The sequence below is a fragment of the Caulobacter sp. genome, assembly GCF_017744445.1.
In the GTDB taxonomy this organism is placed as follows: domain Bacteria; phylum Pseudomonadota; class Alphaproteobacteria; order Caulobacterales; family Caulobacteraceae; genus Caulobacter.
This window is the reverse complement of sequence record NZ_JAGIBH010000004.1, coordinates 272,988-297,936: the sequence shown is the minus strand read 5'-3', so window position 1 is coordinate 297,936 and position 24,949 is coordinate 272,988. Positions and strand designations below refer to the sequence as shown.

Here is a 24,949-nt window from a genome sequence, read left to right as displayed (position 1 = left end):
GCCTGCGCCTGGAGCAGACCACGGCCCGCAGCTACGACTTCGCGCCCCTGAGCGCGGCGGACGTGGCTAAGGCCGGCTATGCGGTCAGCGCGACCACCGGCCGAGCCACCACCATCGAGGGCCTGCGGTATCAGTACCTGACCAACGCCAAGGTCGAGCGCAAGGGCGACTATGCCGACCTCTTCCCCAGCGCCTCGATCAAGTACAGCTTCGACCACGACGTCGACCTGATCGCCGGCTACAGCCGCACCATCCAGCGTCCGGACGTCGCCCTGCTGGCGGGCGTGTGGTCGACGGCGATCTCCGACGAAGGCACGGTCGTCACCGCGCCCAACCCCAACCTGAAGCCCGAATATTCGGACAACATCTCCGTGCGCCTGGTGAAGTATTTCGAGCCGGTCGGCTTGGTGGCGGTGAACTACTACCACAACCGCATCCGCAACGGGATCGTGGCCCGCAGCCTCACCGCCGAGGAGTTCGGCTACACCGGCACGGAATATCCCGACGCCACCTTCGAGACCTATGGCAATCGCTCCGACCAGATGATCACGGTCAATGGCTACGAGCTGGAGTTCAACCACGCCATGGACTACCTGCCGGGCGCCCTGCGGGGCCTGACCCTGCGGGGCTCATGGCTCTACAGCGACCCCAGCGTGGTCCAGGAGCGCGTCGCCACCCAGGTCCGCCAGCTGGGCCTCAGCTGGCGCGGCGGCCCCGCGCGCCTGAACATCAACAGCGTCTGGTCCAACGAGAAGGACCGCGGCCCGACCGGCGCCATCGCCACGCCCAGCGGCTCCATCACCCAGACCCAGCCCTTCATCCCCTATCTCGAGGTGAACCTGTCGGGCAGCTACACCCTGGTCCGCAAGACTAGGGCCAACGCCATGGGCCTGGAGGCCTATTTCAGCGCCAACAACATCCTCAATAACCACCGCGGCACCTGGTACTCAAACGGCGAGGTCTGGCCCGGCGCCAAGGGCCATCACAGCCAGATCGACATCTACAGCGGCCAGAAGGCCACCCTCGGCATCCGCGCGAGATTCTGATCCCGCACCGTCCGGACGAACAGGGGCAAGCAGAACGTTCGAAAACAAGCCTCAAGCTGGCCGCTCGGGCGACCAGCCGAGCGTCCCGTTTCTGGAGCGATGCCAACGGCAGCAATTGGCGCTGAGCGGCCCGTGGCGTTGCCACGGTTAAGCCTGCTGCAAGGGTAAAATCTACTTTGGCTATTTTGATTTGCGCTATGCGGCGCTGGCCGCACGCAAGCGTCTCGAACGGACGTTTGCTGACTACAAGCTTTTGAATCTTCGCGAGTTCGGGGAGTAGGTGGGGTCCAAGCAATTGATTTTGCTTGGACCCCATGGTGCCACGACAGGGACTCGAACCCTGGACCTCAGCCTTACCAAGGATGCGCTCTACCACTGAGCTACCGCGGCGAAGAGGAGGGGCGTATAGCGAGGTGAATCGCGAACGCCAAGCCCAAAATCGTCTTGACCGCAGAACTTTGTCGCCGCACCCCCCGGCGCATGCCGATCAGCGACGACAAATCCACCCGCGAAGCCAAGCTCGCCGAAGCGCTCAGAACCAACCTCCGTAAGCGGAAAGCCGCGGCCCGTGGGAGTTTTGGCGGGGATGCCGACCCCGCGGTCGCCGCCGCCGAAGCTGCGCCGAGGCCGTATAACGTCGTTCGAAGCTTGCTGGGGATAACTCACCGCGACGGCCAGCGGGTCGCTTTGACGGTCGAGCTGTCGGCGCCGTTTCCGAATCCGGAGGGGCAGGGCTGGGCGGTCGCGGTGCGGCTGGCGGGCGACGGCGGCCAGTTCGACACCGAGCACGGCAAGGCCGCCTTCGGGCGCGACGGCCTGGCGGCGACGCGCAAGGCGATCGACCTGGCCCAGGTCGCCCTGGACATCGCGGGCGCGACCCACGACCTGCGCTGGGCCGACGACGAGCGCCCCTACGACCTCTCGGCCCCGATTTAACAGGCGAATTTCGGTGTGGAGCCCTTGCAAGCCCTCTTGCAACGGATAGAACCCGCCCCTCACATGTGGACCGCGCGGCGACCCCCACCTCCGCGCGTTCGAGGGACTTGAATGGATCGCATCGCCATCACCGGCGGCGCGCGGCTGAACGGGTCGATCCCGGTCAGCGGCGCCAAGAACTCTGCCATCAAGCTGATGGCGGCCAGCCTGCTCACGGATGAGCCGCTGCGCCTGACCAATATGCCGCGCCTGGCCGATACGCGCTTCCTGGGCAAGCTGCTGTCGCGCCTGGGCGTGGAAGTCACCGAGAGTGATGGCCCGGACGGCCAGCAGACCCTGCTGCACGCCGCCGAGATCACCAGCGGTTTCGCGCCCTACGATCTGGTCCGCCAGATGCGCGCTTCGTTCAACGTGCTGGGTCCGCTGGTCGCCCGTTCGGGCCAGGCCAAGGTCTCGCTGCCGGGCGGCTGCACCATCGGCGCGCGCCCCGTCGACCTGCACCTGCAGGCGCTGGAAGCGCTGGGCGCCAAGATCGACCTGCACGAAGGCTATGTCTACGCCCAGGCCCCGCGTGGCCTGAAGGGCGCCGAGATCCACTTCCCGATCGTCTCGGTGGGCGCGACCGAGCACGCCATGCTGGCCGCCGTGCTGGCCGACGGCGTGTCGGTGATCCACAACGCCGCCTGCGAACCGGAACTGGTCGACCTGCAAGAGTGCCTGAACGCCATGGGCGCCAAGGTCGAGGGCGCGGGCACCCCCACGGTGACGATCACCGGTGTCGCTCGCCTGAAGGGCGCGACCCACGCGGTGATCCCCGACCGCATCGAGATGGGCACCTATGCCGTCGCCGCCGCCATGGCCGGCGGTGAAGTGCGCCTGACCAACGCCCGTCCGGGCCTGATCGACAGCCTGCTGGTCAAGCTGGAAGAGGCCGGGGCCGGTGTCGAGCACACCGCCGACGGCTGCATCATCCGTCGCAATGGCTCGCGCCTGAACGCGGTGGATATCGAGACCGCGCCGTTCCCGGGCTTCGCCACCGACCTGCAAGCGCAGTTCATGGCGCTGATGACGACCGCGAACGGCGAGAGCCGCATCCGCGAGACCATCTTCGAGAACCGCTTCATGCACGCCCCCGAGCTGATGCGCCTGGGCGCCGACATCTCGGTCTCGGGCGGCGAGGCCCGCGTGCGCGGCGTCGAGCAGCTGGAAGGCGCCGAGGTGATGGCCACCGACCTGCGCGCTTCGGTCAGCCTGGTGATCGCGGGCCTGGTCGCGCGCGGCGAGACCACGGTCAGCCGCATCTATCACCTGGATCGCGGCTTCGAGCGCCTGGAAGAAAAGCTGGGCGCTTGCGGCGCTCAGGTCCGTCGCATCAAGGGCGACGGCGAGCCGGAGCTCTAGACGATGGCGGACCCCAAGCCCCTGCGCCTGCTGGCTCACGACGCCGAGGACCTCGGCGTGCTGTCGGCCGCGCTCCAGGACGCCGTGGCCAAGATCGGCGACATCCGCTGGGATGCTCAAGCGCGCACCCTGACGATCGCCTGCAACCGCTTCCGCTGGGAGGCCGAAGGCAAGAAGGGCGAGCGCGTGCGTTCGGCCTTGCAGTTCGGCGACGTCGCCGGCGTCCAGGCGCGCAACCTGCGTCGTGACGCCAAGGGCGCGATCGTCTCGCTGATGTCGATCGGCTTCGAGCCGGCCGAGGAAGCGCCGGCCGGCCTGGTCGTCCTGACCTTCTCGGGCGGTGGCGACATGCGGGTCTCGGTGGATTGTCTGGATGTGGCCCTGGCCGATGTTTCGGATCCCTGGACCACACCCCGGACACCGGGCCACGCGGATTAGGATTTAGGCGCCTGCTCAATCCCTGAGCGGCGCCTTTTTTCTGATCTTTCGGCGGGCAGGGCGGTCGCCGCGAATTCGTCCCACGCGGTAGTGATCGGCGGGCCAATTCTCCTGAGACGCGAGCGGCGTTAGGCTAACGCCATGCGCCCACCAGAGGCGTGGCCGGAGCCTGTTCGCAGAACAGGCTCCATTCCAAAAAAACGAGCGCGCTGGCGGCGAAACCGCTCACACTTTCGCCTGCGCGCTCTGGCTAGGGAGGCCCTCGATGGCCCGGAAGTCGTCCTATGCGGCTGGCGAAGCCCAGCCGGTTTTCTTGCGTGGTGTTCTGCGCGGGCCTGGCGACGCTGGCCTACGCGGCGATGGGGTAGGGCGCGCATCACCCCATACCCCAACACCCGCCTTCCTAGGCCTTGTGCCTAGGACCTATCGTTCCGCCTGCTCGGAGTGGAAGGGCGCGCGCCGCCGCTTACGGCGTCCCCTCGGGAGGAGCCGAGTGAGCTGATCCATGGGTCCTAGGCACAAGGCCTAGGAAGGCGAAGATTGGGTGATCGAACATTGTTCCGCCGATTGCCAAGGGCGGCGAAGCGCCTAAGCTTCGCCGCATGAGCACGCTCGACAGCGACCTGTGGAACGAAGACCTGGCCCCGACCAGCGAGGCGCAGCGCACCTGGCGCTGGCGCCATTTCGCGGCGCTATGGCTGGGCATGGTCATCTGCGTGCCGGCCTACATGCTGGCCTCGGGCCTGATCGAGCAGGGCATGTCGGCGGGTCAGGCGGTGCTGACCGTGCTGACCGGCAACGTCGTCGTGTTGATCCCGATGCTGCTGATCGGCCACGCCGGCGCGCGATGGGGCGTGCCCTATGCCGTGCTGGCCCGTTCGTCGTTCGGTTGGAAGGGCGCGCGGATCCCGGCGGTGGCGCGAGCGATCGTGGCCTGCGGCTGGTACGGCATCCAGACCTGGATCGGCGGCGGGGCGCTGCTGACTCTGCTGGGCGTCATCGTCGGCAGGAAGCTCGAGGGCGCGCCGTTGCCGCTGCTGGGCATCGGCCTGGGCCAGCTGCTGGCCTTCTTCGCCTTCTGGGCTATCCAGCTCTTGTTCGTCACCAAGGGTCTGACCGCCGTCCGCAAGCTGGAGACCTGGACCGCGCCGATCAAGATCCTGATCTGCGGTCTGATGGTCTGGTGGGCGGTCAGCAAGGCTGGCGGCCTGGGGCCGATCTTTCACCAGCCCTCGGCCTTCGTCGAAGGCGGCGTCAAGGCTGGCCAGTTCTGGAGCGTCTTCGCACCCGCCCTGACGGCCATGGTCGGCTTCTGGGCGACGCTCGCTTTGAACATCCCCGACTTTACCCGGTTCGCCCGCGCACAGTCGGACCAGATCATCGGCCAGGCCGTGGGCCTGCCGGCGCCGATGGGCCTCTTGGCCCTGGTCAGCGTGGTGACGACCTCGGCCACGGTCATCGTGTTCGGCAAGGCGATCTGGGACCCGGTGCAACTGGCCGGCGACATCGGCGGCATCGCGGTCGTGGTCGGCCTGCTGATCATCAGCCTGGACACCGTGTGCTGCAACATCGCCGCCAACCTGGTCGGCCCGGCCTATGACTTCTCGGCCCTGTGGCCCAGCAAGATCAGCTATCGCATCGGCGGCTGGATCACGGCGGGCATCGGCGTACTGATCATGCCTTGGAAGCTGCTCGAGACCACCCAGGGCTACATCTTCACCTGGCTGGTCGGCTACGGCGCGCTCTTGGGGCCGATCGCGGGGATCTTGATCGTCGACTACTGGATCGTGCGGAAGGCCCAGCTGGCGGTGGACGACCTCTACGCCAAGGATGGGGCCTATGCCTATCGCGGCGGCTGGAACGTCGCGGCGATCGTGGCCCTGGTGCTGGGCGTGCTGCCGAACCTGCCGGGCTTCCTGGCAGCTGCCGCGCCGCACCTGTTCGCGGGCGTCGGCGTGTTCTGGACGGGGCTCTACACCTACGCCTGGTTTGTGGGCCTGGCGATCGCGGCAGGGGTGTACGGGGTGATGATGCGAGGCAAGGCGTAAGGCCGTTTGCAGCCTTTCTCACTTGCTTGCCGCCGCAAAAGCCGCATTTAAGCGGCCATGCGCCGTTTCTCCTTCACCGCCCCGGATTTCCAGGCCGCCTTCAAGGCCTTCCTCGACGAGCGTCGCGGCTCGCCGGCCGATGTCGACGCCGCCGCCGCGAGCGTGCTGGACGCGGTGAAGACCCATGGCCTCGACGCCGTGCTCGACTACAGCAAGAAGTTCGACAAGGTAGAGCTGACCGCCGAGACGATCCGCGTCACCGCCGACGAGATCGAGCAGGGCTGGGCTGACACGCCCGCCGACGTGCGTGAGGCCATCGCCTTCGCCGCCGCCCGCATCCGCGCCTATCACAGCCGCCAGCGTCCGGCCGACCAGGCCTGGACCGATGAGGCCGGCGTCGAGCTGGGCTGGCGTTGGACGCCGCTGGAGGCCGTGGGCGTCTATGTCCCTGGCGGCCGCGCGGCCTATCCCTCGACCGTGCTGATGAACGCCGTGCCCGCCCAGGTGGCCGGCGTCGACCGCATCGCCATGGTGACCCCGCCCGGCAAGCTGCAGCCCGCCGTCCTGGCCGCCGCCAAGGAAGCCGGGGTCACCGAGATCTGGCGCGTGGGCGGGGCCCAGGCCGTGGCCGCGCTGGCCTACGGGGCCGGTCCGATCGAGCCGGTCGACAAGATCGTTGGTCCCGGCAACGCCTATGTCACCGCCGCCAAGCGCCGGCTGTACGGCGTGGTCGGCATCGACGCCCTGGCGGGCCCCTCCGAGATCGTCGTCGTCGCCGACGGCCAGAACAATCCCGACTGGATCGCCGCCGACCTGCTGAGCCAGGCCGAGCACGACCCGGCCGCCCAGTCGATCCTGATCACCGACGACGAGGCCTTCGCCGCCGCTGTCGAGGCCGCCGTTATCGAACGCCTGAAGACCCTGGCTACCGGCGAGGACGCCGCCGCCTCGTGGCGCGACCACGGCGCGGTGATCATCGCGCCCCTGGACGAGAGCCCGGCCCTGGTCGACGCCATCGCCCCCGAGCACGTCGAGTTCGCCATGGAGAACCCGGAACGCCTGTCGGACCGCGTCCGCCACGCCGGCGCGATCTTCCTGGGCCGCGTCACGCCGGAAGCTATCGGCGACTATGTGGCCGGCTCCAACCACGTGCTGCCGACCAGCCGCGCGGCGCGCTTCCAGTCGGGCCTGTCGATCTACGACTTCATCAAGCGCACCTCGATCGTGAAGTGCGACACGACCTCGTTCGGCATCCTGGGACCGCACACCGTCGCGCTGGCCAAGGCCGAGGGTCTGCCTGCCCACGCCCTGTCGGCGTCGATACGGTTGCCTTCCGCCGACTGACGCGCCAACGTCAGCGCAGATGAGCAGCGACCCTAGCCACAGCATCAAGTCGATCGAGATCGACGAGGACAGCCTCGCGGCCGCCTCGCGCGACCAGGAGCAGGAGCGCCAGGTCGCGATCTTCGATCTTCTGGAAGGCAACTATTTCGAGCCGGCCGAGGCGGGTGGCGGGCCCTACGACATCCGCCTGTCGCTGGTCGAAAACCGCCTGGCCTTCGACATCAAGGGACCGGCTTACGAGCGTCGGCACCTGCTGTCGCTGTCGCCGTTCCGCGGCGTGATCAAGGACTACTTCCTGATCTGCGACAGCTACTACTCGGCGATCCGCAACTCGACGCCACAGCAGATCGAGGCCTTGGACATGGGCCGGCGCGGCCTGCACAACGAGGGCTCGAGCCTGTTGCGCGAGCGGCTGGAGGGCAAGGTCAAGACCGACCTGGACACCGCCCGCCGCCTGTTCACCCTGATCTGCGCGCTGCACTGGCGGGGCTGATCCGGTGTCCGACGCGCTTCCGGATGCGGTGCTGTTCACCTGCAACTACAACCGCGTGCGCTCGCCGATGGCCGAGGGGCTGTTCAAGCGCTTCTACGGCACGCGGGCCTTCGTCGATTCCTGCGGGCTGAAGCCGGACCCGGCGGGGGAGGGGGTCGACCCCTTCGTCGTGGTGGTGATGGACGAGCTGGGCCTGGACGTCTCGGACCACCAGCCCAAGACCTTCGCCCAGCTGGAGGATGACAGCTTCGACGTCGTCGTCTCCCTGACGCCCGAGGCCCAGCACCGGGCCGTGGAGCTGTCGCGCGATCGCTCGGTCGAGATCGAGTACTGGCCCACCCACGATCCGACGTTGACGGACGGTTCGCGCGAGGCCCGGCTCGAGGCGTACAGGGAGGTTCGCGACACGCTCGCCGAGCAAATCAAACGACGTTTCGGGGCGCCATCGACGTTTGGGGGGTGAATGCGTTATAGAGGCGCCTCGCCGCGAACGGCCTCGTTCTGACTCGATGTCGGACGAGGGCTCGCGGCTGTCCGATTCGTTCCTATTTGAGAGGCCTGATGGCTAAGGAAGAACTGCTCGAGTTTCCCGGTACGGTCAGCGAACTGCTGCCGAACGCCACCTTTCGGGTGACGCTCGAGAACGCGCACGAGATCATCGCCCACACCGCCGGCAAGATGCGCAAGAACCGCATCCGCGTGCTGGCCGGCGACAAGGTCCTGGTCGAGATGACGCCGTACGACCTGACCAAGGGCCGTATCACCTACCGCTTCAAGTAAGCGCGCATGGCATCGCAGACGGCCGCCCAGCCGGCGCTGGTGCTGGCCAGCGCGAGCCCTCGGCGCCTGGACCTGCTGGCCCAGGTCGGCATCACGCCCGACCGGGTCGATCCTGCCGACATCGACGAAAGTCCGCTGCTCGACGAGACCCCGCGCCGCCATGCCCTGCGCCTGGCGCAGGAGAAGGCGCGCGCCGTCGCCGTCCGCGCGCCGGGCGAGTTCGTGCTGGCCGCCGATACGGTGGTGGCCGTCGGCCGGCGCATCCTGCCCAAGGCCGAGACCGAGGCCGACGTCCTCTACTGCCTGAAGCTGCTGTCGGGCCGGAACCACAAGGTTCTGACCGGCGTGGCCCTGATCGCGCCAGACGGCCGTGAGGGCTCGCGCCTGGTCGAGACCAAGGTCGGCTTCAAGCGCCTGACCGACGCCGAGCGCGACGGCTACGTCGCCAGCGGCCAGTGGAAGGGCAAGGCGGGCGGCTATGGCGTCCAGGGCCTCGCCGGTGGCTTCATCACCGAGTTGCAGGGGTCTTATCCCAGCGTCGTCGGTCTGCCGCTGTACGAGACCTTGAACCTGCTTTCTGGCCTGGGGTACCGGCCGTGAACGCCAAGTCCGACCACAGGGCCGCCAAGGCCCCCAGCGAGCGCCGCGCCTATCTCTACAAGGGCGTCGGCGAGACCGTCGGGGTCGTGACCCTGGACGGCCGTCCAGAGCGCCTGTTCGTCGCCTGGCCCAGCGACGACCCGCTGGACGCCGAGGGCGTGCGCGGCGTGGCCCGCATCAAGTCCGTCGAGAAGACCTTCGCTTCGGCCTTCGTGGCCCTGCCGGGCGGCCAGGACGTGCTGCTGCCGATCCGGCCCGACATGCCCAGGCTGGTCGAGGGCGGCGCGGTCGAGATCGAGATCAAGACCGCCTCGCGCGCCGACAAGGCCGCCGTGGCCCGCTTCGTCGCCGAAGGGCAGGGCGAGCCTCGGGTGATCGACACTGCTCCGAGCATCGAGGCGCTATTGCGCCACCATGTGAAGGCCGGATCCCCCACCACCGGCGAGAAGGCCCTGGCGGCCGTCGAGGAGGCCGAGGCCGACGCCCTGGCCATCGTCTTCGCCCTGCCGGGCGGTGGCGACATCGCCGTGGAGACCACCCGCGCCCTGACCACCGTCGATGTCGACCTGGGCGCGCGGGAAGCCAGCGATTCGAAGCGGGCCTCGCGCCAGGCCAACATGGCCGCGCTCAGTGTCGCCTCGCGGGTCCTGCGCCTGAAAGGGCTCGGGGGAATCATCATTTTCGACCTGGTGGGGCGCGGCCATGATGGCCAAGCGCTGACCACGGCCGCTCGAAACCTGTTCGCGCCGGACAATCCGGGCGTGGGAATCGGGGCGATCAGCAAGTTCGGAACGCTGGAGATGATCGTGCCGCGCCGTGCGCCGCCGATTCTCGACCGGCTGCTGACCCGAAACGGGTCGGCGAATCCCCGCTATGTCGCTCGCCGCCTGGCGCGCGCCCTGGAGCGGGAGGGGAGGGCCGATCCCGGCGGTCGCCTGACCGCCCGTTGCGCGCCCGCCGTCGCCGAGGCCTTCACGGCCGAACTGGACGCCGGCGTCGCCGAGCGCCTGGGTCGCCGCTTCGTCATCGAATCTCGATCCGACTTCGCGATCGACCGCATAGAGGTGTCCGCCGGATGAGCACGGGCTGCCCCATCTGCGGCAAGCCGGTGCAAACCGCTTTCCGCCCCTTCTGCTCCAAGCGTTGCGCGGACGTCGACCTACAGCGCTGGCTGAGCGATCGATACGTCGTGCCCGGCAGCGAGGAGGACGACGAAAACCCGCTTTCCGAAAGCATCCACAAGGAATGAAAAAGGGCGCTGGACATCCATTCCGGCCTCCCCTATAGACCCGGCTCCTCGCTGCACGGCGAGGTCGCCGAGGCGGTTTCGACCGCCGAACGCAAGATGCCTGGGTAGCTCAGTTGGTAGAGCAGCGGATTGAAAATCCGCGTGTCACTGGTTCGATTCCGGTCCCAGGCACCACTTCTCTTCTTCTTCCAATCTGGAAGCGAACGCTAAGCGGGCGTCCTGAAGCAGGGCGATCCGCATTGTCGTTTTTCCGTCATGTCGACGGTTGACCGTCCGGTCCGCGGCCCCATCTGCCAAGTCGGCGGGCGCCTTTCTTCATCGACCGATGTTTTGTTGCCTTGCTGCAGTGCAGCATGGATTTTCTCGTTGCCAGGGAAAAACCGCCCCTTTTTCCAGAAAACCCTTTTGTGCGGCGCGGCAATGGGCGGGGGGGCGGGCCATCTACGACGATTTTGTGCCCACATCAGCCCCTTGACGGTGCGAAAAGGGGTTGCCAAAGGACCACAGCCGCAATTCTAACATTGCGGTAAGACCGGAGCCCCTAACAGGGCGTCGGTTGCCCGCGCTTCGAAACGATCCTTCCGGTGACCTTGGTCCTCGTGAGGGGCGTAACGGGTCGAGCGCAGCGAAGCGGGTCCGCCGCGGAGAGAGAGCAATCGAACTCCAAGGCGGGCTATTCAGAGTTAGGGTGGACACGCTCTCGCGCGACGACCCTCGGTCCAAACGTGCTAGACCAATCAGGAACTGGCGAAAGATGCTCGACATTAAACGGAAGACCCCCCTCATCGCTCTCGTCGGCGCCGTCGCGCTGATGGCGAGCGCCCCGGCTTTCGCCCAAGACGCCGCGGCTCCGGCCCCCGCGACTTCGGAAGCCGCCGCCCCCGCCGCTCCGGCCGCTGACGCCGCTGCTGCTGCTCCGGCTCCGGAAGCCGCTCCCGCCGAAGAAGGCGGCGAGAAGAAGGGCGGCCACTCGCTGACGCCCGTCGGCATGTTCCTCGCCGCTGGCGCCGTCGTTAAGGTCGTCATGATCGGCCTGCTGCTGGCCTCGGTCTTCTCGTGGGTTCTGCTGCTCACCAAGATTTTCGAGTTCGCTGGCCTGAACAAGCAATCGGACAAGTTCCTGGAAGCCTTCCGCGGCGCTCGCTCGATCGCCGACATCGCGCGCATCAGCTCGTCGGAAGAATTCGAAGGCAACCCGATGGCCGACATGGCCGCCGCCGCCTCGCAGGAAGTTGAACTGTCGCGTCAAGCGGGTCTGGCCGTCGCCGGCGAGCACCGCGACTCGACGCTGGCTCGCGCCACCTACGCCATCAACGCGGTGCAAGCCTCGCTGGCCAAGCGCCTGTCGGGCGGCATGGTGTTCCTGGCCTCGGTCGGTTCGGCCGGTCCGTTCATCGGTCTGTTCGGTACGGTTTACGGCATCATGACGTCGTTCATCGGCATCGCGAACACCAACACGACCAACCTGGCCGTCGTCGCGCCGGGTATCGCTGAAGCTCTGCTGGCCACCGGTATCGGCCTCTTCGCCGCTATCCCGGCCGTTATCTTCTACAACTACTTCCAGACCCGCATCTCGGGTTACGGCACCCGCTCGGAAGGCTTCGTTGCTGAACTGATGAACGCCATCTCGCGTCAGCTCGACAAGGGGGCGTAACACCCATGGCCGCCAAACTCTCAGGCGGTGGGGGCGACAGGTTCAACGTCGAACAGAACAGCGAGATCAACGTTACGCCCTTCGTGGACGTTATGCTGGTCCTCCTGATCATCTTCATGGTGGCGGCTCCGCTCGCCTCCGTGTCGATCGAAGTGAACCTGCCCGCGGCGGTGGCGAAAGCAACTCCCAACCCGCCGAAGCCGGTCTACATCTCGATCAAGTCGACGGGGCAGCTCTATATCGGTGACAACCAGACTTCCATCGACGAGATGGGTCAGGACATCGTCAAAGGTATGGGCCGACGCGATCCGACTAAGGAGCGCATCTTCATCCGGGCCGACGAAAAGGTTCGCTACGGGGCTTTCATGGAGGTTATGAACACCCTCCAGGATAACGGCTTCTACAGCGTGGCTCTCGTTGGACGGGATGATAGCTAAGTAGGGGTGCTGCATGGCTGAACAACAAACGCCCGAGCATCGCCACTACGATCCGCTCACCTCTGACGGCCCGCGTCGCAAAAAGGGTATGGGGCCGTTCGGCGTCGCCCTGATCGTGGTCTGCGGTCTGCACGCACTCCTCTTCGCCTACCTGGCGAAGCAGAAGTTCGAAGCGGTGTTCCAGGAGTATTCGGACGAAGCCGTGGATGTGGAGCTGCCTCCGCCTCCGCCGCCGCCTCCGCCGCCTCCTCCGCCGCCGCCGCCGACCAACGAACCGCCGCCGCCTCCGGCCGTGGTCCAGCCGCGTCCCCCGGTGGCTCCGCCGCCGGACGTGACGCCGCCGCCGCCGCTGCCGATCCCGCCCGTTGAAAAGCGGGTCGAGACGACGGCTCCGCCGGTGATCTCCGCCGTGCCGCCGGTTCCGACGAACCCGCCGGCTCGCGCTTCGGTCATCACGCGCCCTGACTGGGCTCGTAAGCCGAGCGGTGACGACATGGCCCGATACTATCCGGACCGTGCTCAACGGATGGAAGTCTCCGGTCGCGCGACGATCTCGTGCACCGTGACGGCCAAGGGTACCCTGGAGAGCTGCTCTGTAGTCTCCGAGAACCCTGCGGACATGGGCTTCGGCGACGCTGCCCTGCGTCTGTCGCGCCTGTTCCGGATGAAGCCTAAGACCCTCGACGGCGCGCCCGTCGACGGTGGTCAGGTGACCGTCCCGCTGGTGTTCCAAGTCCCGCAATAGGACCTGGATCCAGGCGAAGCTAAAGAAGCGCCCCGGAGTTTCGGCTCCGGGGCGTTTTTCTTTTCGGTCCAGTTTCCGCTCCCGACGGCGGTTTCTGACGGGGGGACGTTTTCCTGTTAAAATCGTCCGGATCGGCGCTTGATCCTTGGGGCCGATGCGACTAAAGACAGCGCCTCGCGATGAGCCGGCTTAGCTCAGTTGGTTAGAGCGCTAGATTGTGGATCTAGAGGTCCTCGGTTCGAGCCCGAGAGCTGGTACCATCGCAGCACTGAAAGGCCCGGGGTTCGCCCCGGGCCTTTTGCGTTCCGGTCGCTCTTTTCGATTTTGTCGTGTGGCCGACCCTTGCCTCCAAAATGTCATCGGTGTGGGATCGAACAGCTGTGCTTCGCGTTCAGATTCCCATGGGGGACAGGCGTATGGTTTTGGGTTTCCCGCCCAGTGCCCCGGGACCTAAGCCCGGTTGGCGTGCTCGGTCGTCGTGGGTCATCACGGCGGCGGCTTTCGCGTGCGCGTTTATCGGTGTCGCCCAGGCCGGAGAGCAGGAGCCGGGCTACGCCTTGAAGGCCGGCTATCTGGCCAAGTTCACCCCCTTCGTCGACTGGCCCGAGACAGCCTTCGAGGCGCCGGGCAGCCCGTTCCGGCTGTGCGTGGGCGGGCGTGACCCGTTCGGCGGGGCCATCGACCGCGTCGCCGGCGTCCTGCATGTCGGCGACCATCCTGTGACCGTCATCCGCCTGCCGACCGTGGCCAAGGGCGTGGGCTGCCACCTGCTGTTCCTCAGCGCCTCGCGCCAGCAGACCCCGCAGCAGATGCTGGCCGTGGTGGCCGGCAAGCCGGTCCTGACCGTGGCCGACGAGGACCTGGAAGCCAGCGGGGCCATGGTCCAGTTCGTCACCGTCGAGAATCGCCTGCGCTTCTCGATCCGGGCCGACGCCGCCCAGGCCGCCGGCCTGACCCTGAGTTCGAAGCTGCTGGCGCTGTCGGCGCCGCCGCGGGATGGCGGCAAATGAAGGCTTTTGGCGGCCGCATGGGCCTTCGGCCCGCCCTGACCGTATCGATGGCGATCGGCCTGGCCGTGGCCATCGTCGCGGCCGCTTTCGGCATGGCCGCCTATAACGAGCATCTGGGCCAGCAGGAGCGTCACCGGGCGGCCGAGGTGCAGCTGCGCATCCTGGCCGGCAGCATGGCCGCGCCCCTGGCCTTCGACGACCGCTCGGCGGCGCGCGAATATGTGGGGGCCCAAAGCTCCAACCCCGACGTCGAGGCCGTGGCCGCCTACGACATGCAGGGGCAGCTGACGGCCGCCTACACCCGTCCCGGCGCGCCGCCGCCGCCGGATCGCAACACCCTGGGCCCGCCGCGCCTGGACGGCGCGCGGCTGGTGCTGACCTCGCCGGTGACCGAGGGCGAGACGGTGCTGGGTTCGGTCTATCTGCGCTCGGTGCTGGAATCGCCGGCCAGGCGGGCGATGCGGTATGCCGGCTTTGCCTTGCTGATCGTCATGGCCGCCCTGCTGGTCGCCGTACTGGGCGCGGCCGGCGCGCGCGAGGGCGAGGCCAACCGCAAGCTGCAGGCCGAGATCCGCGAGCGCGAAAAAGCCGAGGCGGCCTTGCGCCAGTCGCAGAAGATGGAGGCCATGGGCCAGCTGACCGGCGGCGTGGCCCACGACTTCAACAACCTCTTGATGGTCGCTTCCAGCGGCATCGACCTCTTGGACCGCACCACCGATCCCGCGCGGCGCGAGCGCCTGCGCCAGGGCGTGCGCCAGGCCATCGACCGCGGGGCCAGCCTGACCCAGCAGTTGCTGGCCTTCTCGCGCCGCACGCCGCTGAAGCCCGAGGTGGTCGACATCGCCACGCGCCTGGCCGGCATGCACGCCCTGCTGGACCGCTCCCTGCGCGAGGACGTCAAGGTCGAGATCAACCTGCCGCCCGACCTGTGGCGCATCGAGGTCGACGCCTCGCAGCTGGAGGTGGCGGTGCTGAACATCGCCATCAACGCCCGCGACGCCATGCCCGATGGCGGCACGATCACCATCGAGGCCCGCAACGAGCCCTCCGGTCGTCCGGACGGGGTAGGGGACATGATCCGCCTAGGGATCCGCGACACCGGGGTCGGCGTGGCGCCCGAGATGATCACGCGGCTGTTCGAGCCGTTCTTCACCACCAAGGCCGTCGGCAAGGGCACGGGCCTTGGCCTGTCGCAGGTCTACGGCTTCGCCCGCGCGTCGGGCGGCGAGGCTGGCGTGGACAGCAAGCTGGGCGAGGGCACGACCATCTGGCTGCGCATCCCGCGCTCGACCAAGGCCCTGGCCAGCGAGCCGGCCGCCATCGCCCCGCGCAAGGCCGGCCCGATCGGGCGCTACCGCATCCTGCTGGTCGAGGACGACGACAGCGTCGCCCAGCTGGTCGAGGAAATGCTGCGCGAGCTGGGCTATGAGGTGGTCCGCGCCGGCGAGGCCCTGGGCGCCCTGGACGTGCTGCGCAAGGACGGGGCCTTCGACCTGGTGTTCAGCGACATGGTCATGCCGGGCGACATCGGCGGCCTGGACCTGGCGCGGGACATCTCGCGCCTGCGTCCCAGCCTGCCGGTGATCCTGACCACCGGCTACAGCGCCGCCGCGGCGGCCGCGACCAACGAGGGCCGGCGCGTGCTGATCAAGCCCTACCGCATCGAAGCCCTGGCCACCGAGCTGGACACGGCCCTGCAGCGGGCGAGCTAGGGCGTAGGAACCCGCTTCCCGTGGGATCGGTTGAATTCGATCACCTAGAGGAGGACGCCATGTCCAAGCCGCCCCCCATCCTGCCCGAACAACGCGCCTTCAAGGGTCAGAAGCCGGACCTGGACGACGGTCAGGCCGAGCTGGCCGGCAAGCAGCCCGGCAATGCCGACGTGAACCTCGACGAGCAGGGCAGTTCGGGCAATCTGCGCCAGAACACCAGCCATTCGGGCAACGTCCAGAACCGCTGATCGCGACCTGTCGAGCGGCCGGGCGTCGGCCGCTCGACACTGCGAGCGGTTCGCAAAATCTCTTTTGATTGAAATGCTTAGCCTTCGGAACATCCGGAGCGGGCGGGGGTTTGTTGGCGGTCGGGAACATCGAGGGAGACATTCCAATGGCCGCTGCCGCCAAGTCATCCAGCAAGACCAAGTCCGCCAAGCCGCGCAAGTCGACCCGCCGCACGGGCCGCCGCGATCCGCTGGCCATCACCCTGCTCAAGAAGGACCACCGCGAGGTGGAGGCGATGTTCGACGAGTACGAACAGCTCGAGAGCGACGCCGAGAAGCTGGCGCTGTTCAACAAGATCGCCCTGGCCCTGAAGGTCCACACCCAGATCGAGGAAGAGGTCCTCTATCCGGAGAGCCGCGGCGAGGTCGAGGACGACCTGATCGACGAGGCCTATGTCGAGCACGACGGGGCCAAGAAGCTGATCGCCGAGATCGAGGCCATGAAGCCCGGCCAGGAGTTCTACGACGCCAAGGTCAAGGTGCTGGGCGAGTACATCAAGCACCACGTCAAGGAAGAGGAGCAGCCCGGCGGCTTCTTCGCCCAGGCCAAGAAGGGCGACGAAGACCTCGAGGGCATGGGCGAACGCATGAAGGCCCGCAAGGAGGAGCTGATGGCGGAGTACGGCGGCAAGGCCGCGCATTAAGATCCTCCCCCGCGATGCGGGGGAGGTGGCCCGGAGGGCCGGGGGCGACCTGGGCCTAGGCCGCATTAGCCTCCTCAGTCGCTACGCGACAGCTCCCCCGCATCGCGGGGGAGCATCTTGTTTTTGTTATGCCAAACCCGCCAGTTCCCCGGCCAGCCGCAGGTCCTGGACAAACTCCGCATAGGCCCGCGCCTTGGCGTCCGCGTCCGGCAGGCGCAGCAGGAACGACGGGTGGTAGGTCACCAGGCCCTGGCTCTGGTCAGGCAGTTGCAGCGCCTTCCCCCGATTGGCCCCGATCGGCGTGGGCTTGCCCATCACGCTCAGGGCCGCCGTCGCGCCCAGCATCACCACCACGCGCGGCTTCACCAGCCGCCGCTCGGCGTCCAGCCACCAGCGGCAGGCGGTGACCTCGCCACGATCGGGGGTCTTGTGGATGCGTCGTTTGCCGCGCAATTCGTGCTTGAAGTGCTTCACGGCGTTGGTGACGAAGGTCCGGTCGCGGGCGACGCCGGCCTCGGCAAGGGCCTTGTCGAACACCTGGCCGGCCGGGCCGACGAACGGGCGACCCGCAAGATCCTCCTGATCACCCGGCTGCTCGCCCACGAACATCAGTGGCGCATGTCTCATGCCCTCGCCTGGCACGCCTTGCGTCGCGTCGCGCCAGAGGTCGCAGCGGCGGCAGACGGCCACGCCGGCCTCGACCTCGTCCAGGCCGGCAGGGATGCCGCCCTCATAGGAGGCGTCGCGCGCGTGGCGCAGGGCGGCTTTCAGCACCCGGTCGGAGGGCTGGCGAGGCGTGGCGGCGACCATGGCGGCGGCGCGCTCCTGGGCGGTCTCGATCAACTCCGGAATGAGCGCCGCCTCAGGCAGGTTCCGCCAATAGCGTTTCGGCATCTCCTGACGCATCTGTTTGGGGTTCAGGCGGGCCGGATTGAAGATCGAGGCGTAGTAGGTGCGCCAGAGCTCCTCCTGGGCGTCCTCGGACGGCGCGTCGGCCGGGTCCGCCCCTTCCGACACCATCAGCCGCTCACGGTCCCAGGCCACGCAGGCGTCGGGCGTCAGGATCGTCCAGTCCATGTTGGTGAAGCGGCGCACGAAGAAGCCGGCGGTGGCCTCGGTGACGCGGTGGGCCGGCTCGAACCAGGCGGCGTAGGTTTCGCTGGCCGCGCCCTCCACCAGGCGGAAGCGGACGAAGGCCTTCATCTTATGAGCCGAGCGGCTGACGGCTTTCGCCATGTCGCGGGCGCGGGCCATGTCGGGATCGGCCGGATTGTCGATCAGCCGCGGCTCGCGCTCCAGCCGCCACAGGATGCGGTAGAGCAGGGCTAGGCGATCGGGACTGCGGTGTTGGATCACCTGCTCGGCCAGTTCCAGGAACGACGCTGGCACGCTGAAGGTCGGAGCGCCCCCTCCGTCTCGCTGCGTATCCGCAGCGAGCCACCTCCCCCGTTTCACGAGGGAGGAGGCAGCTTCACCCTCCTGCCCCGCTTGCGGGGGAGGTGGCGCGGCGCCGATAGGCGGCGTGACGGAGGGGGCGTTCTCCAGCGAGAACAGCTCCCGCTCGACCGTCCACACCACCGCCTGCGGCTCCACGCCCTCGGCCCGCAGCGACCGTGCGGCCGTCCGCCAGCCGGCGAAGTCGATTTCGGACGCCAGGCGCACGACGCGCATCAGAACAGGCTCAGCTGCTGGGGCTGGACCAGGGCCGCCTTCAGGCTGTCGCGGTCGGTCAGCGCCCCCGGCGTCCAGTCGGCGGTGACCACGAAGGCCCTGGCGCGCTTCAGGACGGCTCCGACGCGCTTGAGGTCATTGAGGGTCAGGCGGGTGACCTTCCGGGCCGCCAGGATGCGTTCCACGGCCTTGGCGCCCAGGCCCGGCACGCGCAGCAGCATTTCCTTGTCGGCGGTCTGGATGTTCACCGGGAACTTGGCCCGGTTTCTCAGCGCCCAGCTGGTCTTGGGATCGACGGAGAGATCCAGGTCCTCGCCCTCGGCGACGATCTCGGGCCGCTCGAAGCCATAGAACCGCATCAGCCAGTCGGCTTGGTACAGGCGGTGCTCACGCAGCAGCGGCGGACGGGCCAGCGGCAGGCGCGAACTGGCGTCGGGGATCGGGCTGAAGGCCGAGTAGAACACCCGGCCCAGGCGATAGGCGCCGTACAGGCTGGCGCTGCGGGCCAGGATGTCGCCGTCCTTGGCTTCGTCGGCTCCGACGATCAGCTGGGTCGACTGGCTGCGAGCGAAGGACCGCCTGCCGGCCTTCTTGGCGGGCTCGGCGTGGTCGTCGATCGCCAGGCGCATGCGGCCCATGGCGCGCTTGATGTCGGTGGGGCTCTTTTCGGGCGCCAGGGAGGCCAGGCTGTCGTCGCGCGGCAGCTCGATGTTGATGGAGACGCGGTCGGCATAGAGACCCGCCTCGGCCGCCAGCTCGGGCGAGGCTTCGGGGATCAGCTTCAGGTGGATGTAGCCGCGGAAGTCGTGGTCCAGCCGCAGCGATTTGGCGACCCGGACCATCTCCTCCATCGTGTAGTCGCCGGTGCGGATGACGCCCGACGACAGGAACAGGCCCTCGACATAGTTGCGCTTGTAGAAGTTCAGGGTGAGGTCGACGACTTCCTTTACCGAAAAGCGCGCCCGGGGCGTGTTCGACGACACGCGATTGATGCAGTAGGCGCAGTCGTAGATGCAGAAGTTGGTCAGCAGGATCTTCAGCAGGCTGATGCACCGGCCATCGGGGGCGTAGGCGTGGCAGATGCCCATGCCCTCGGTCGAGCCCACGCCCTGACCGCCTACGGAGGTTCTTTTCTCGGCGCCGGACGAGGCGCAGGACGCGTCGTATTTAGCGGCGTCGGAGAGGATGGCGAGCTTGCGCCTGAGATCGAGAACGGCCATGTGGCCTAAGTTATCGTTCTCTTTTTGTTCTGAATAGTCTTCACGCGCGACAGACGCATGGAGCAGAATGTCGCGCGTGAATAGCAACGTCGAGAAGCGGACACTTGCGCGTCCGCTTCCACGCTGAAGTTAGCCGTTGACGGCGTCCTTCAGTTGCTTGGCCGGCGTGAAGGCGACCTTCTTGCTGGCGGCGATTTCGATGGTCGCGCCCGTGGCCGGGTTGCGGCCGGTGCGGGCCGGCTTGGCCTGGACCTTGAACTTGCCGAAGCCCGGGATCGAGACTTCTTCACCCTTCACGGCGGCGTCGGAGATCGACTTGAAAACGCCGTCGATGATGGCCTTGGCTTGGGTCTTGGTCAGCTTGTCGTCAGCGGCGACAGCGGCGTCGACCAGATCGGAAACGTTCGTCATCTCTAAGCTCATGTCCTGTGAATCAGGGAGTTGTGAGCCTGCCGAGGCGTTTTGGGTTTGTCACCCGTTAGGGAAGGTTAAAACGCCGATTCATGGGGGCAAAACGCCCGTGGGCCGGGGATTTTTACGAAATCGTCGTGTCCGGAACGGCCAAGTTCGGGGCAAAAGCGTTAATGTTGGTCCGATTGGTGGACTATCGGGTGGTTCGTGCACCGGGTGATTCTGCACGGAATCGGGGGGCGATAGCCGTCTGTGCTCGGCGATTCACGAGCATTCATCCTTCTCCCCTTGCGGGAGAAGGTGGCGCGCAGCGCCGGATGAGGGGTTGATAGACCTGTCGGATGAGCGTTGTGGTGCAAGGGTTCGAGCGGCGTGCGACCCCTCATCCGACCGCCTTCGGCGGCCACCTTATCCCGCAAGGGGAGAAGGGGAAGGCACGAGCATTCACGCTCCTCCGTCCCCGGCCTCAAAACCTGCCGTATTCTCTACCCACCTCGTCGCGAGGAAAGGGCGCATGGCCAGCGACCATCGTGGCGGCGGGGGCGATCGAGCGGGCGCGCTCGTCGGCGCGGGGGAGACCTCGCAACTGCATCCCTCCTACGGCGGTCGGCCCTGGAACACAGAAGCGACGGGGGATGCGGGCCGAGGCGCGCGACAGGTTCGGGGAAACCCGGACATCCGGGACCAGGCTTCGCGGCCAGGCCCGCCCGTCGGGGGCTTCAAGGGCGGTGAGGCGCCAATAGCGTCGGACCGTCACGCTTCCGGACAACGATCGCGCGGAGCGTCGGGCTTCGTCGAAACGGTACTTACAAACTCACATTCCGGACGCTGTCCGGCGCTCCGTGTCCCTTTCCACCAACTCGCAGCCCTAGGCGCGAGGCCGAGACGCCGTGCGTCCTTCGAGGCCCGCTGCACGGGCGCCTCAGGATGAGGAGCCTTGTACTGATTTCCTCATCCTGAGGTGCGCGCCGATAGGCGAGCCTCGAAGGACGCAAGGCGCGGAACGCCGCGCCCGCTCCAGCCATTCCTCCTGTCGAACCCTTCAGGAGAACCACCATGACCGACGTCGATGCTGGCAATGACAATGGCTGGGACGAGCAGGACGGCGCCGAGGCGCTGGATGAGGATGTCGTCGGCAAGGACGGCGAGCTGCGCACGTTCGAGGAGCTGCCGGACGTCCTGGACGTCACCCAGGCCGAGGGCGACGCCGACGATGACGACGCCCTGATCGCCGAAGAGCTGGACGACGACGAGATCATCGCGCTGGAGGAAGACGAGGACGGCGACCCCGACGACGTGCGTCCCGAAGTCTTCGACGGCGAGTAACCCGGCGATGGCGACGCGCAAGCTGGCGGCCTACCAGGCCAAGCGCGACTTCAAGAAGACGGCGGAGCCTTCGGGCGAGGTCGGGGTCGCCGCGTCCGAGCGGGCGCGTTTCGTCATCCAGAAGCACGACGCCACCCGGCTTCACTACGACCTGCGGCTGGAGCACGAGGGTGTGTTCCTGTCATGGGCGGTGACCCGGGGGCCGTCGCGCGATCCGCACGACAAGCGCCTGGCCGTCCATGTCGAGGATCATCCGCTGGCCTATGGCGACTTCGAGGGCACGATCCCGGAAGGCCAGTACGGCGGCGGCACGGTGATGCTGTGGGACCGCGGCTGGTGGGCGCCCGAGCCGGGCTTCGACCTGGAGAAGGGGCTCAAGAAGGGCGAGATCAAGCTGGTCTTCGCCGGCGAGCGGATGAAGGGCGGCTGGGTCCTGGTGAAGATTCACAACGACAAATTCGGTGGCGGCAAGCGCGAGAACTGGCTGCTGATCAAGCATCGCGACGAGTTCGCGATCGAGGGCGACCAGGACTTCCTGGAGGACACCAGCTTCTCGATCGCCTCGGGCCGGACGATGGACACGATCGCCGCCGGCAAGGGCAAGGCGCCCAAGCCGTTCATGACCGACGCGGGGCCGGCGCCGGACGCGGTCTGGAACAGCAGGAGCTCGCCCGAGGCCAGCGGCGAGAAGGCGGCCAAGGACGCCGGCGCGCCGAAGCGCAAGCCGGTAAAGACCAACACCGCCAAGATCCCCGACTTCATCCCGCCGCAGCTGTGCAAGCTGGTCGACAGGCCGCCCGGCGGCGCCGGCTGGGTCCACGAGATCAAGTTCGACGGCTACCGCATGCAGCTGCGGATCGAGGGCGGCAAGGCGGCGCTGCGCACCCGGACGGGCCTGGACTGGAGCGATCGTTTCCCCCAGATGATCAAGGACGCGGCGGACCTGCCAGACGCCTTGATCGACGGCGAGGTCGTGGCGCTGGACGAGGCCGGCTCGCCCAGCTTCGCGGGGCTGCAGGCGGCGCTGTCGGACGAAGCCACCGACGACCTGATCTTTTTCGCCTTCGACCTGCTGCATGCCGGCGGCGAAGACCTGACCAGCCTGCCGCTGGCCGAACGCAAGGACCGGCTGAAGGCGCTGCTGCCCAAGGACGGCGAGCGCATCCGCTATGTCGAGCACTTCAAGAGCGGCGGCGAGGCGGTGCTGCAATCGGCCTGCCGGATGTCTCTGGAAGGCGTGGTCTCAAAGTCGCTCGACGCGCCTTATCGCTCGGGCAAGTCGGCCACGTGGACCAAGGCCAAGTGCCGGGCGGGCCACGAGGTGGTGATCGGCGGCTGGACCACGACGGGCGAAGCGTTCCGCTCGCTGATCGTCGGCGTCTACAAGGACGGCGACCTCGTGCATGTCGGCCGGGTCGGCACGGGCTTTGGCCGTGACAAGGTCGCGAAGCTTCTGCCGGCGCTTAAAAAGTTGGCCCGCAAGACCTCGCCGTTCAGCGGCAAGGGCGCGCCCAGGGGCGGCACGGGCGTGCATTGGGTCTCGCCCGAGTTGGTCGCCGAGATCGAGTTCGCGGGCTTCACGGGAGAGGGTTCGGTGCGCCAGGCGTCGTTCAAGGGACTGCGCGAGGACAAGCCCGCCAAGGCCGTCGAGGCCGAGGCTCCTGCCCCGGTCGAGGAGGCGCAGCTGGTGACGCCGAAAGCCGGCAAGGCCGCGGTGCTGGGCGTGGCGATCTCCAATCCCGACAAGCCGCTGTGGCCGGACGCCGGCGACGGCAAGCCGGGGACCAAGCTGGACCTGGCCCGCTACTTCGAAGCCGTCGGTCCCTGGATGCTGGAGCATGTGAAGGGCCGGCCGTGTTCGGTCATCCGCATGCCCGACGGCATCGGCGGCGAGACCTTCTTCCAGCGTCACTCGGGTAAGGGCGTTTCGGCCCTGATCGACGAGGTGACGGTCAGCGGCGACCGCAAGCCGTATCTGGTCTTCAACACGGTCGAGAGCCTGGTCGCCGCCGCCCAGTGGGGCGCGACCGAGCTGCATCCGTGGAACTGCCGGCCGGACGATCCCGAGGTCCCGGGTCGCCTGGTCTTCGACCTGGATCCCGCGCCGGATGTAGGCTTCGACGCCGTGGTCGAAGGGGCGCGCGAAATTCGCGACCGGCTGGAGGCCCTGGGCCTGGTCCCGTTCTGCAAGACCACCGGCGGCAAGGGGCTGCACGTGGTCACGCCCCTGAAGGGCAAGAGCGTGGACTGGGACGCCGCGAAAGCCTTCGCTCGCGAGGTCTGCGCCCGCATGGCCGCCGATAGCCCCGATCAGTACCTGCTGAACATGTCCAAGAAGGAGCGGGGCGGGAAGATCTTCCTGGACTACCTGCGCAACGACCGCATGAGCACGGCGGTGGCCCCGCTGTCGCCGCGTGGCCGGCCCGGCGCGCCGGTGTCGTGGCCTGTGGCCTGGACCCAGGTGCGCAAGGGCCTGGACCCCTCGCGGTTCAACATCCGCACCGTGCCGGGGCTGGTGAAGGATCTCGACGCCTGGGACGCCTATGCGGAGAGCGAGCGGGACCTGGCGGCGGCGATCAAGAAGCTGGGCAAGGAGTGACCCACATCCACATCCGATCCTCCGTTTCCCCGGCTTTCGCCGGGGAAACGGGAGAGCGGTTAGCTGGCTTTCTTTCGCGCCGCCGGAGCCTTCTTGGCCGCCGGCTTGGCCTTGGCCGGAGCCTTGCCCAGGCTGCTGCGCAGGGCCTCCATCAGGTCGACGACATTGGTGTCCTCGGGCTCTTCGACCACGACCTTGCGGCCCTTGCCCTTCTGCTTGTCCTTGATCAGCGCCCGCAGCGCGTCCTCGTAGCGGTCGTTGAACTGCTCGGGATCGAAGGGGCCTTCCTTCTGCTCGATGATCTTCTGGGCGATCTGGATCATCGCCGCATCGGGCTTCTTGTCGGGGATGTCGTCGAAATAGTCGGCGACGGCGCGGACCTCGTCGTGATTGCGCAGGCTCCAGGCGACCATGCCGTTGTCGCGTGGCTCGATGGCCAGCAGGCGTTCGCGCTGGTGCATGACCACCCGGCCCAGGGCGACTTGGCCGGCCTTGCTCATCGCCTCGCGGATCACGCCATACGCCTCGGCGGCAAGTTTGCCGTCGGGGACCAGGAAATACGGATTGTCCCAGTACAGGCGGTCGATCTCGTCTGCGCTGACGAAGCGCTCGATGTCGATGGTGCGGGTGCTCTCCAGGCGGACGCTGTCGATCTCGTCCTGGGTGACGACCACGTACTCGCCCTTGCTGACCTCGTAGCCCTTGACGATGTCGGCGCGTTCGATGGGGCCTAGGTCCGGATCGGTCGGGATCATCCGGATGCGGTTATGCGTCTTCTTGTGCAGCATGTTGAAGTGCACGTCGCTGCTGGCGTCTGTGGCGGTGTAGAGCGCGACGGGGCAGGTCACGAGCGACAGGCGCAGGTGGCCCTGCCAGGTGGGACGGCCGGCGGCCATGG

At 67.5% G+C, this 24,949-nt stretch carries 25 protein-coding genes and 3 tRNA genes; 23 read left to right on the top strand and 5 right to left on the bottom strand.

Features of this window, described 5'->3' with window-relative positions; translation table 11 throughout:
- Positions 1-1,046: TonB-dependent receptor (locus tag J7528_RS08265; RefSeq protein ID WP_291872719.1), on the top strand; the 1,046-nt coding region annotated here is incomplete at its 5' end.
- Positions 1,047-1,361: 315 nt separating this feature from the next.
- Here the strand turns inward: J7528_RS08265 and J7528_RS08260 are convergent.
- Positions 1,362-1,436: transfer RNA gene (locus J7528_RS08260), tRNA-Thr, on the bottom strand.
- A 90-nt stretch (positions 1,437-1,526) separates the two neighbouring features.
- On the opposite strand from J7528_RS08260, the gene J7528_RS08255 reads away from it, so the two are divergent.
- From J7528_RS08255 to J7528_RS08160, 20 genes are all read left to right on the top strand, one after another.
- Entirely contained in the window at positions 1,527-1,982 is a 456-nt protein-coding gene (locus J7528_RS08255; protein WP_291872716.1) for a hypothetical protein, read from the top strand.
- A 111-nt stretch (positions 1,983-2,093) separates the two neighbouring features.
- Positions 2,094-3,383 carry a UDP-N-acetylglucosamine 1-carboxyvinyltransferase gene (murA, locus tag J7528_RS08250; protein WP_291872714.1) on the top strand — a complete coding sequence of 430 codons (1,290 nt, stop codon included), beginning with the start codon at positions 2,094-2,096 and terminating at the stop codon, positions 3,381-3,383.
- Between the two features lie 3 nt (positions 3,384-3,386).
- Positions 3,387-3,821, top strand: coding sequence for a DUF2948 family protein (locus tag J7528_RS08245; protein ID WP_291872712.1), 435 nt, complete (start codon positions 3,387-3,389; stop codon positions 3,819-3,821).
- 602 nt (positions 3,822-4,423) lie between these two features.
- Positions 4,424-5,869, top strand: coding sequence for an NCS1 family nucleobase:cation symporter-1 (locus tag J7528_RS08240; protein ID WP_291872710.1), 1,446 nt, complete (start codon positions 4,424-4,426; stop codon positions 5,867-5,869).
- Between the two features lie 57 nt (positions 5,870-5,926).
- Entirely contained in the window at positions 5,927-7,213 is a 1,287-nt protein-coding gene (gene hisD, locus J7528_RS08235) for a histidinol dehydrogenase (protein ID WP_291872708.1), read from the top strand.
- A gap of 19 nt (positions 7,214-7,232) precedes the next feature.
- On the top strand, positions 7,233-7,706 hold the full coding sequence (locus J7528_RS08230; RefSeq protein WP_291872706.1) for a UPF0262 family protein: 474 nt from the start codon (positions 7,233-7,235) through the stop codon (positions 7,704-7,706).
- 4 nt (positions 7,707-7,710) lie between these two features.
- Entirely contained in the window at positions 7,711-8,169 is a 459-nt protein-coding gene (locus J7528_RS08225; RefSeq protein ID WP_291872703.1) for a low molecular weight phosphatase family protein, read from the top strand.
- A gap of 98 nt (positions 8,170-8,267) precedes the next feature.
- The gene (gene infA, locus J7528_RS08220) at positions 8,268-8,486 is read left to right on the top strand and encodes a translation initiation factor IF-1 (RefSeq protein WP_035044427.1); all 219 of its coding nucleotides are present in this window, start codon (positions 8,268-8,270) and stop codon (positions 8,484-8,486) included.
- Positions 8,487-8,492: 6 nt separating this feature from the next.
- Complete coding sequence (locus J7528_RS08215; protein ID WP_291872688.1) at positions 8,493-9,086, top strand: Maf family nucleotide pyrophosphatase; 594 nt, start codon at positions 8,493-8,495, stop codon at positions 9,084-9,086.
- Entirely contained in the window at positions 9,083-10,165 is a 1,083-nt protein-coding gene (locus J7528_RS08210; protein ID WP_291872685.1) for a ribonuclease E/G, read from the top strand. Before J7528_RS08215 ends, J7528_RS08210 begins: the two co-directional genes overlap by 4 nt.
- On the top strand, positions 10,162-10,335 hold the full coding sequence (yacG, locus tag J7528_RS08205; protein WP_291872683.1) for a DNA gyrase inhibitor YacG: 174 nt from the start codon (positions 10,162-10,164) through the stop codon (positions 10,333-10,335). The genes J7528_RS08210 and yacG overlap by 4 nt, the downstream gene beginning before the upstream one ends.
- Positions 10,336-10,433: 98 nt before the next feature.
- Positions 10,434-10,509, top strand: a tRNA-Phe gene (locus J7528_RS08200).
- 580 nt (positions 10,510-11,089) lie between these two features.
- Positions 11,090-11,989, top strand: a complete 900-nt coding sequence (locus J7528_RS08195) for a MotA/TolQ/ExbB proton channel family protein (RefSeq protein ID WP_291872680.1) — start codon at positions 11,090-11,092, stop codon at positions 11,987-11,989.
- A 5-nt stretch (positions 11,990-11,994) separates the two neighbouring features.
- Positions 11,995-12,426, top strand: coding sequence for a biopolymer transporter ExbD (locus J7528_RS08190; RefSeq protein WP_291872677.1), 432 nt, complete (start codon positions 11,995-11,997; stop codon positions 12,424-12,426).
- A 13-nt stretch (positions 12,427-12,439) separates the two neighbouring features.
- The gene (locus tag J7528_RS08185) at positions 12,440-13,171 is read left to right on the top strand and encodes an energy transducer TonB (RefSeq protein ID WP_291872675.1); all 732 of its coding nucleotides are present in this window, start codon (positions 12,440-12,442) and stop codon (positions 13,169-13,171) included.
- A gap of 183 nt (positions 13,172-13,354) precedes the next feature.
- Positions 13,355-13,431: transfer RNA gene (locus tag J7528_RS08180), tRNA-His, on the top strand.
- Positions 13,432-13,728: 297 nt separating this feature from the next.
- Entirely contained in the window at positions 13,729-14,181 is a 453-nt protein-coding gene (locus J7528_RS08175; RefSeq protein WP_291872673.1) for a YfiR family protein, read from the top strand.
- Entirely contained in the window at positions 14,178-15,893 is a 1,716-nt protein-coding gene (locus J7528_RS08170; protein ID WP_291872670.1) for an ATP-binding protein, read from the top strand. Before J7528_RS08175 ends, J7528_RS08170 begins: the two co-directional genes overlap by 4 nt.
- Positions 15,894-15,952: 59 nt before the next feature.
- A complete protein-coding gene (locus J7528_RS08165) occupies positions 15,953-16,141 on the top strand; it encodes a hypothetical protein (RefSeq protein ID WP_291872668.1) in 189 nt (62 codons plus the stop codon).
- 146 nt (positions 16,142-16,287) lie between these two features.
- Positions 16,288-16,824: a hemerythrin domain-containing protein gene (locus J7528_RS08160; RefSeq protein ID WP_291872666.1), complete on the top strand. Its 537-nt coding sequence runs from the start codon at positions 16,288-16,290 to the stop codon at positions 16,822-16,824.
- A 126-nt stretch (positions 16,825-16,950) separates the two neighbouring features.
- Here J7528_RS08160 and J7528_RS08155 read toward each other — a convergent pair whose 3' ends face one another.
- From J7528_RS08155 to J7528_RS08145, 3 genes are all read right to left on the bottom strand, one after another.
- Positions 16,951-18,495, bottom strand: coding sequence for a UdgX family uracil-DNA binding protein (locus tag J7528_RS08155; RefSeq protein ID WP_291872664.1), 1,545 nt, complete (start codon positions 18,493-18,495; stop codon positions 16,951-16,953).
- On the bottom strand, positions 18,495-19,715 hold the full coding sequence (locus J7528_RS08150) for a putative DNA modification/repair radical SAM protein (RefSeq protein ID WP_291872662.1): 1,221 nt from the start codon (positions 19,713-19,715) through the stop codon (positions 18,495-18,497). The genes J7528_RS08155 and J7528_RS08150 overlap by 1 nt, the downstream gene beginning before the upstream one ends.
- Before the next feature lie 129 nt (positions 19,716-19,844).
- On the bottom strand, positions 19,845-20,126 hold the full coding sequence (locus tag J7528_RS08145; protein WP_066682603.1) for an HU family DNA-binding protein: 282 nt from the start codon (positions 20,124-20,126) through the stop codon (positions 19,845-19,847).
- 1,056 nt (positions 20,127-21,182) lie between these two features.
- Here J7528_RS08145 and J7528_RS08140 point away from each other — a divergent pair.
- A complete protein-coding gene (locus tag J7528_RS08140; protein WP_291872655.1) occupies positions 21,183-21,452 on the top strand; it encodes a hypothetical protein in 270 nt (89 codons plus the stop codon).
- A 7-nt stretch (positions 21,453-21,459) separates the two neighbouring features.
- A complete protein-coding gene (gene ligD / locus J7528_RS08135) occupies positions 21,460-24,051 on the top strand; it encodes a DNA ligase D (protein ID WP_291872652.1) in 2,592 nt (863 codons plus the stop codon).
- Between the two features lie 59 nt (positions 24,052-24,110).
- Here the strand turns inward: ligD and J7528_RS08130 are convergent, their stop codons facing one another.
- The gene (locus tag J7528_RS08130) at positions 24,111-24,947 is read right to left on the bottom strand and encodes a Ku protein (RefSeq protein WP_291872650.1); all 837 of its coding nucleotides are present in this window, start codon (positions 24,945-24,947) and stop codon (positions 24,111-24,113) included.
- Positions 24,948-24,949: the final 2 nt, after the last annotated feature.

Excerpts from the sequence above, each read along its gene's own strand:
- J7528_RS08255 (WP_291872716.1), top strand. The coding sequence starts at position 1,527 with ATGCCGATCAGCGACGACAAATCCACCCGCGAAGCCAAGCTCGCCGAA.
- murA (WP_291872714.1), top strand. The coding sequence starts at position 2,094 with ATGGATCGCATCGCCATCACCGGCGGCGCGCGGCTGAACGGGTCGATC.
- J7528_RS08245 (WP_291872712.1), top strand. The coding sequence starts at position 3,387 with ATGGCGGACCCCAAGCCCCTGCGCCTGCTGGCTCACGACGCCGAGGAC.
- J7528_RS08240 (WP_291872710.1), top strand. The coding sequence starts at position 4,424 with ATGAGCACGCTCGACAGCGACCTGTGGAACGAAGACCTGGCCCCGACC.
- hisD (WP_291872708.1), top strand. The coding sequence starts at position 5,927 with ATGCGCCGTTTCTCCTTCACCGCCCCGGATTTCCAGGCCGCCTTCAAG.
- J7528_RS08230 (WP_291872706.1), top strand. The coding sequence starts at position 7,233 with ATGAGCAGCGACCCTAGCCACAGCATCAAGTCGATCGAGATCGACGAG.
- infA (WP_035044427.1), top strand. The coding sequence starts at position 8,268 with ATGGCTAAGGAAGAACTGCTCGAGTTTCCCGGTACGGTCAGCGAACTG.
- J7528_RS08215 (WP_291872688.1), top strand. The coding sequence starts at position 8,493 with ATGGCATCGCAGACGGCCGCCCAGCCGGCGCTGGTGCTGGCCAGCGCG.
- yacG (WP_291872683.1), top strand. The coding sequence starts at position 10,162 with ATGAGCACGGGCTGCCCCATCTGCGGCAAGCCGGTGCAAACCGCTTTC.
- J7528_RS08195 (WP_291872680.1), top strand. The coding sequence starts at position 11,090 with ATGCTCGACATTAAACGGAAGACCCCCCTCATCGCTCTCGTCGGCGCC.
- J7528_RS08190 (WP_291872677.1), top strand. The coding sequence starts at position 11,995 with ATGGCCGCCAAACTCTCAGGCGGTGGGGGCGACAGGTTCAACGTCGAA.
- J7528_RS08185 (WP_291872675.1), top strand. The coding sequence starts at position 12,440 with ATGGCTGAACAACAAACGCCCGAGCATCGCCACTACGATCCGCTCACC.
- J7528_RS08170 (WP_291872670.1), top strand. The coding sequence starts at position 14,178 with ATGAAGGCTTTTGGCGGCCGCATGGGCCTTCGGCCCGCCCTGACCGTA.
- J7528_RS08165 (WP_291872668.1), top strand. The coding sequence starts at position 15,953 with ATGTCCAAGCCGCCCCCCATCCTGCCCGAACAACGCGCCTTCAAGGGT.
- J7528_RS08160 (WP_291872666.1), top strand. The coding sequence starts at position 16,288 with ATGGCCGCTGCCGCCAAGTCATCCAGCAAGACCAAGTCCGCCAAGCCG.
- J7528_RS08155 (WP_291872664.1), bottom strand. The coding sequence starts at position 18,495 with ATGCGCGTCGTGCGCCTGGCGTCCGAAATCGACTTCGCCGGCTGGCGG.
- J7528_RS08150 (WP_291872662.1), bottom strand. The coding sequence starts at position 19,715 with ATGGCCGTTCTCGATCTCAGGCGCAAGCTCGCCATCCTCTCCGACGCC.
- J7528_RS08145 (WP_066682603.1), bottom strand. The coding sequence starts at position 20,126 with ATGACGAACGTTTCCGATCTGGTCGACGCCGCTGTCGCCGCTGACGAC.
- J7528_RS08140 (WP_291872655.1), top strand. The coding sequence starts at position 21,183 with ATGACCGACGTCGATGCTGGCAATGACAATGGCTGGGACGAGCAGGAC.
- ligD (WP_291872652.1), top strand. The coding sequence starts at position 21,460 with ATGGCGACGCGCAAGCTGGCGGCCTACCAGGCCAAGCGCGACTTCAAG.
- J7528_RS08130 (WP_291872650.1), bottom strand. The coding sequence starts at position 24,947 with ATGGCCGCCGGCCGTCCCACCTGGCAGGGCCACCTGCGCCTGTCGCTC.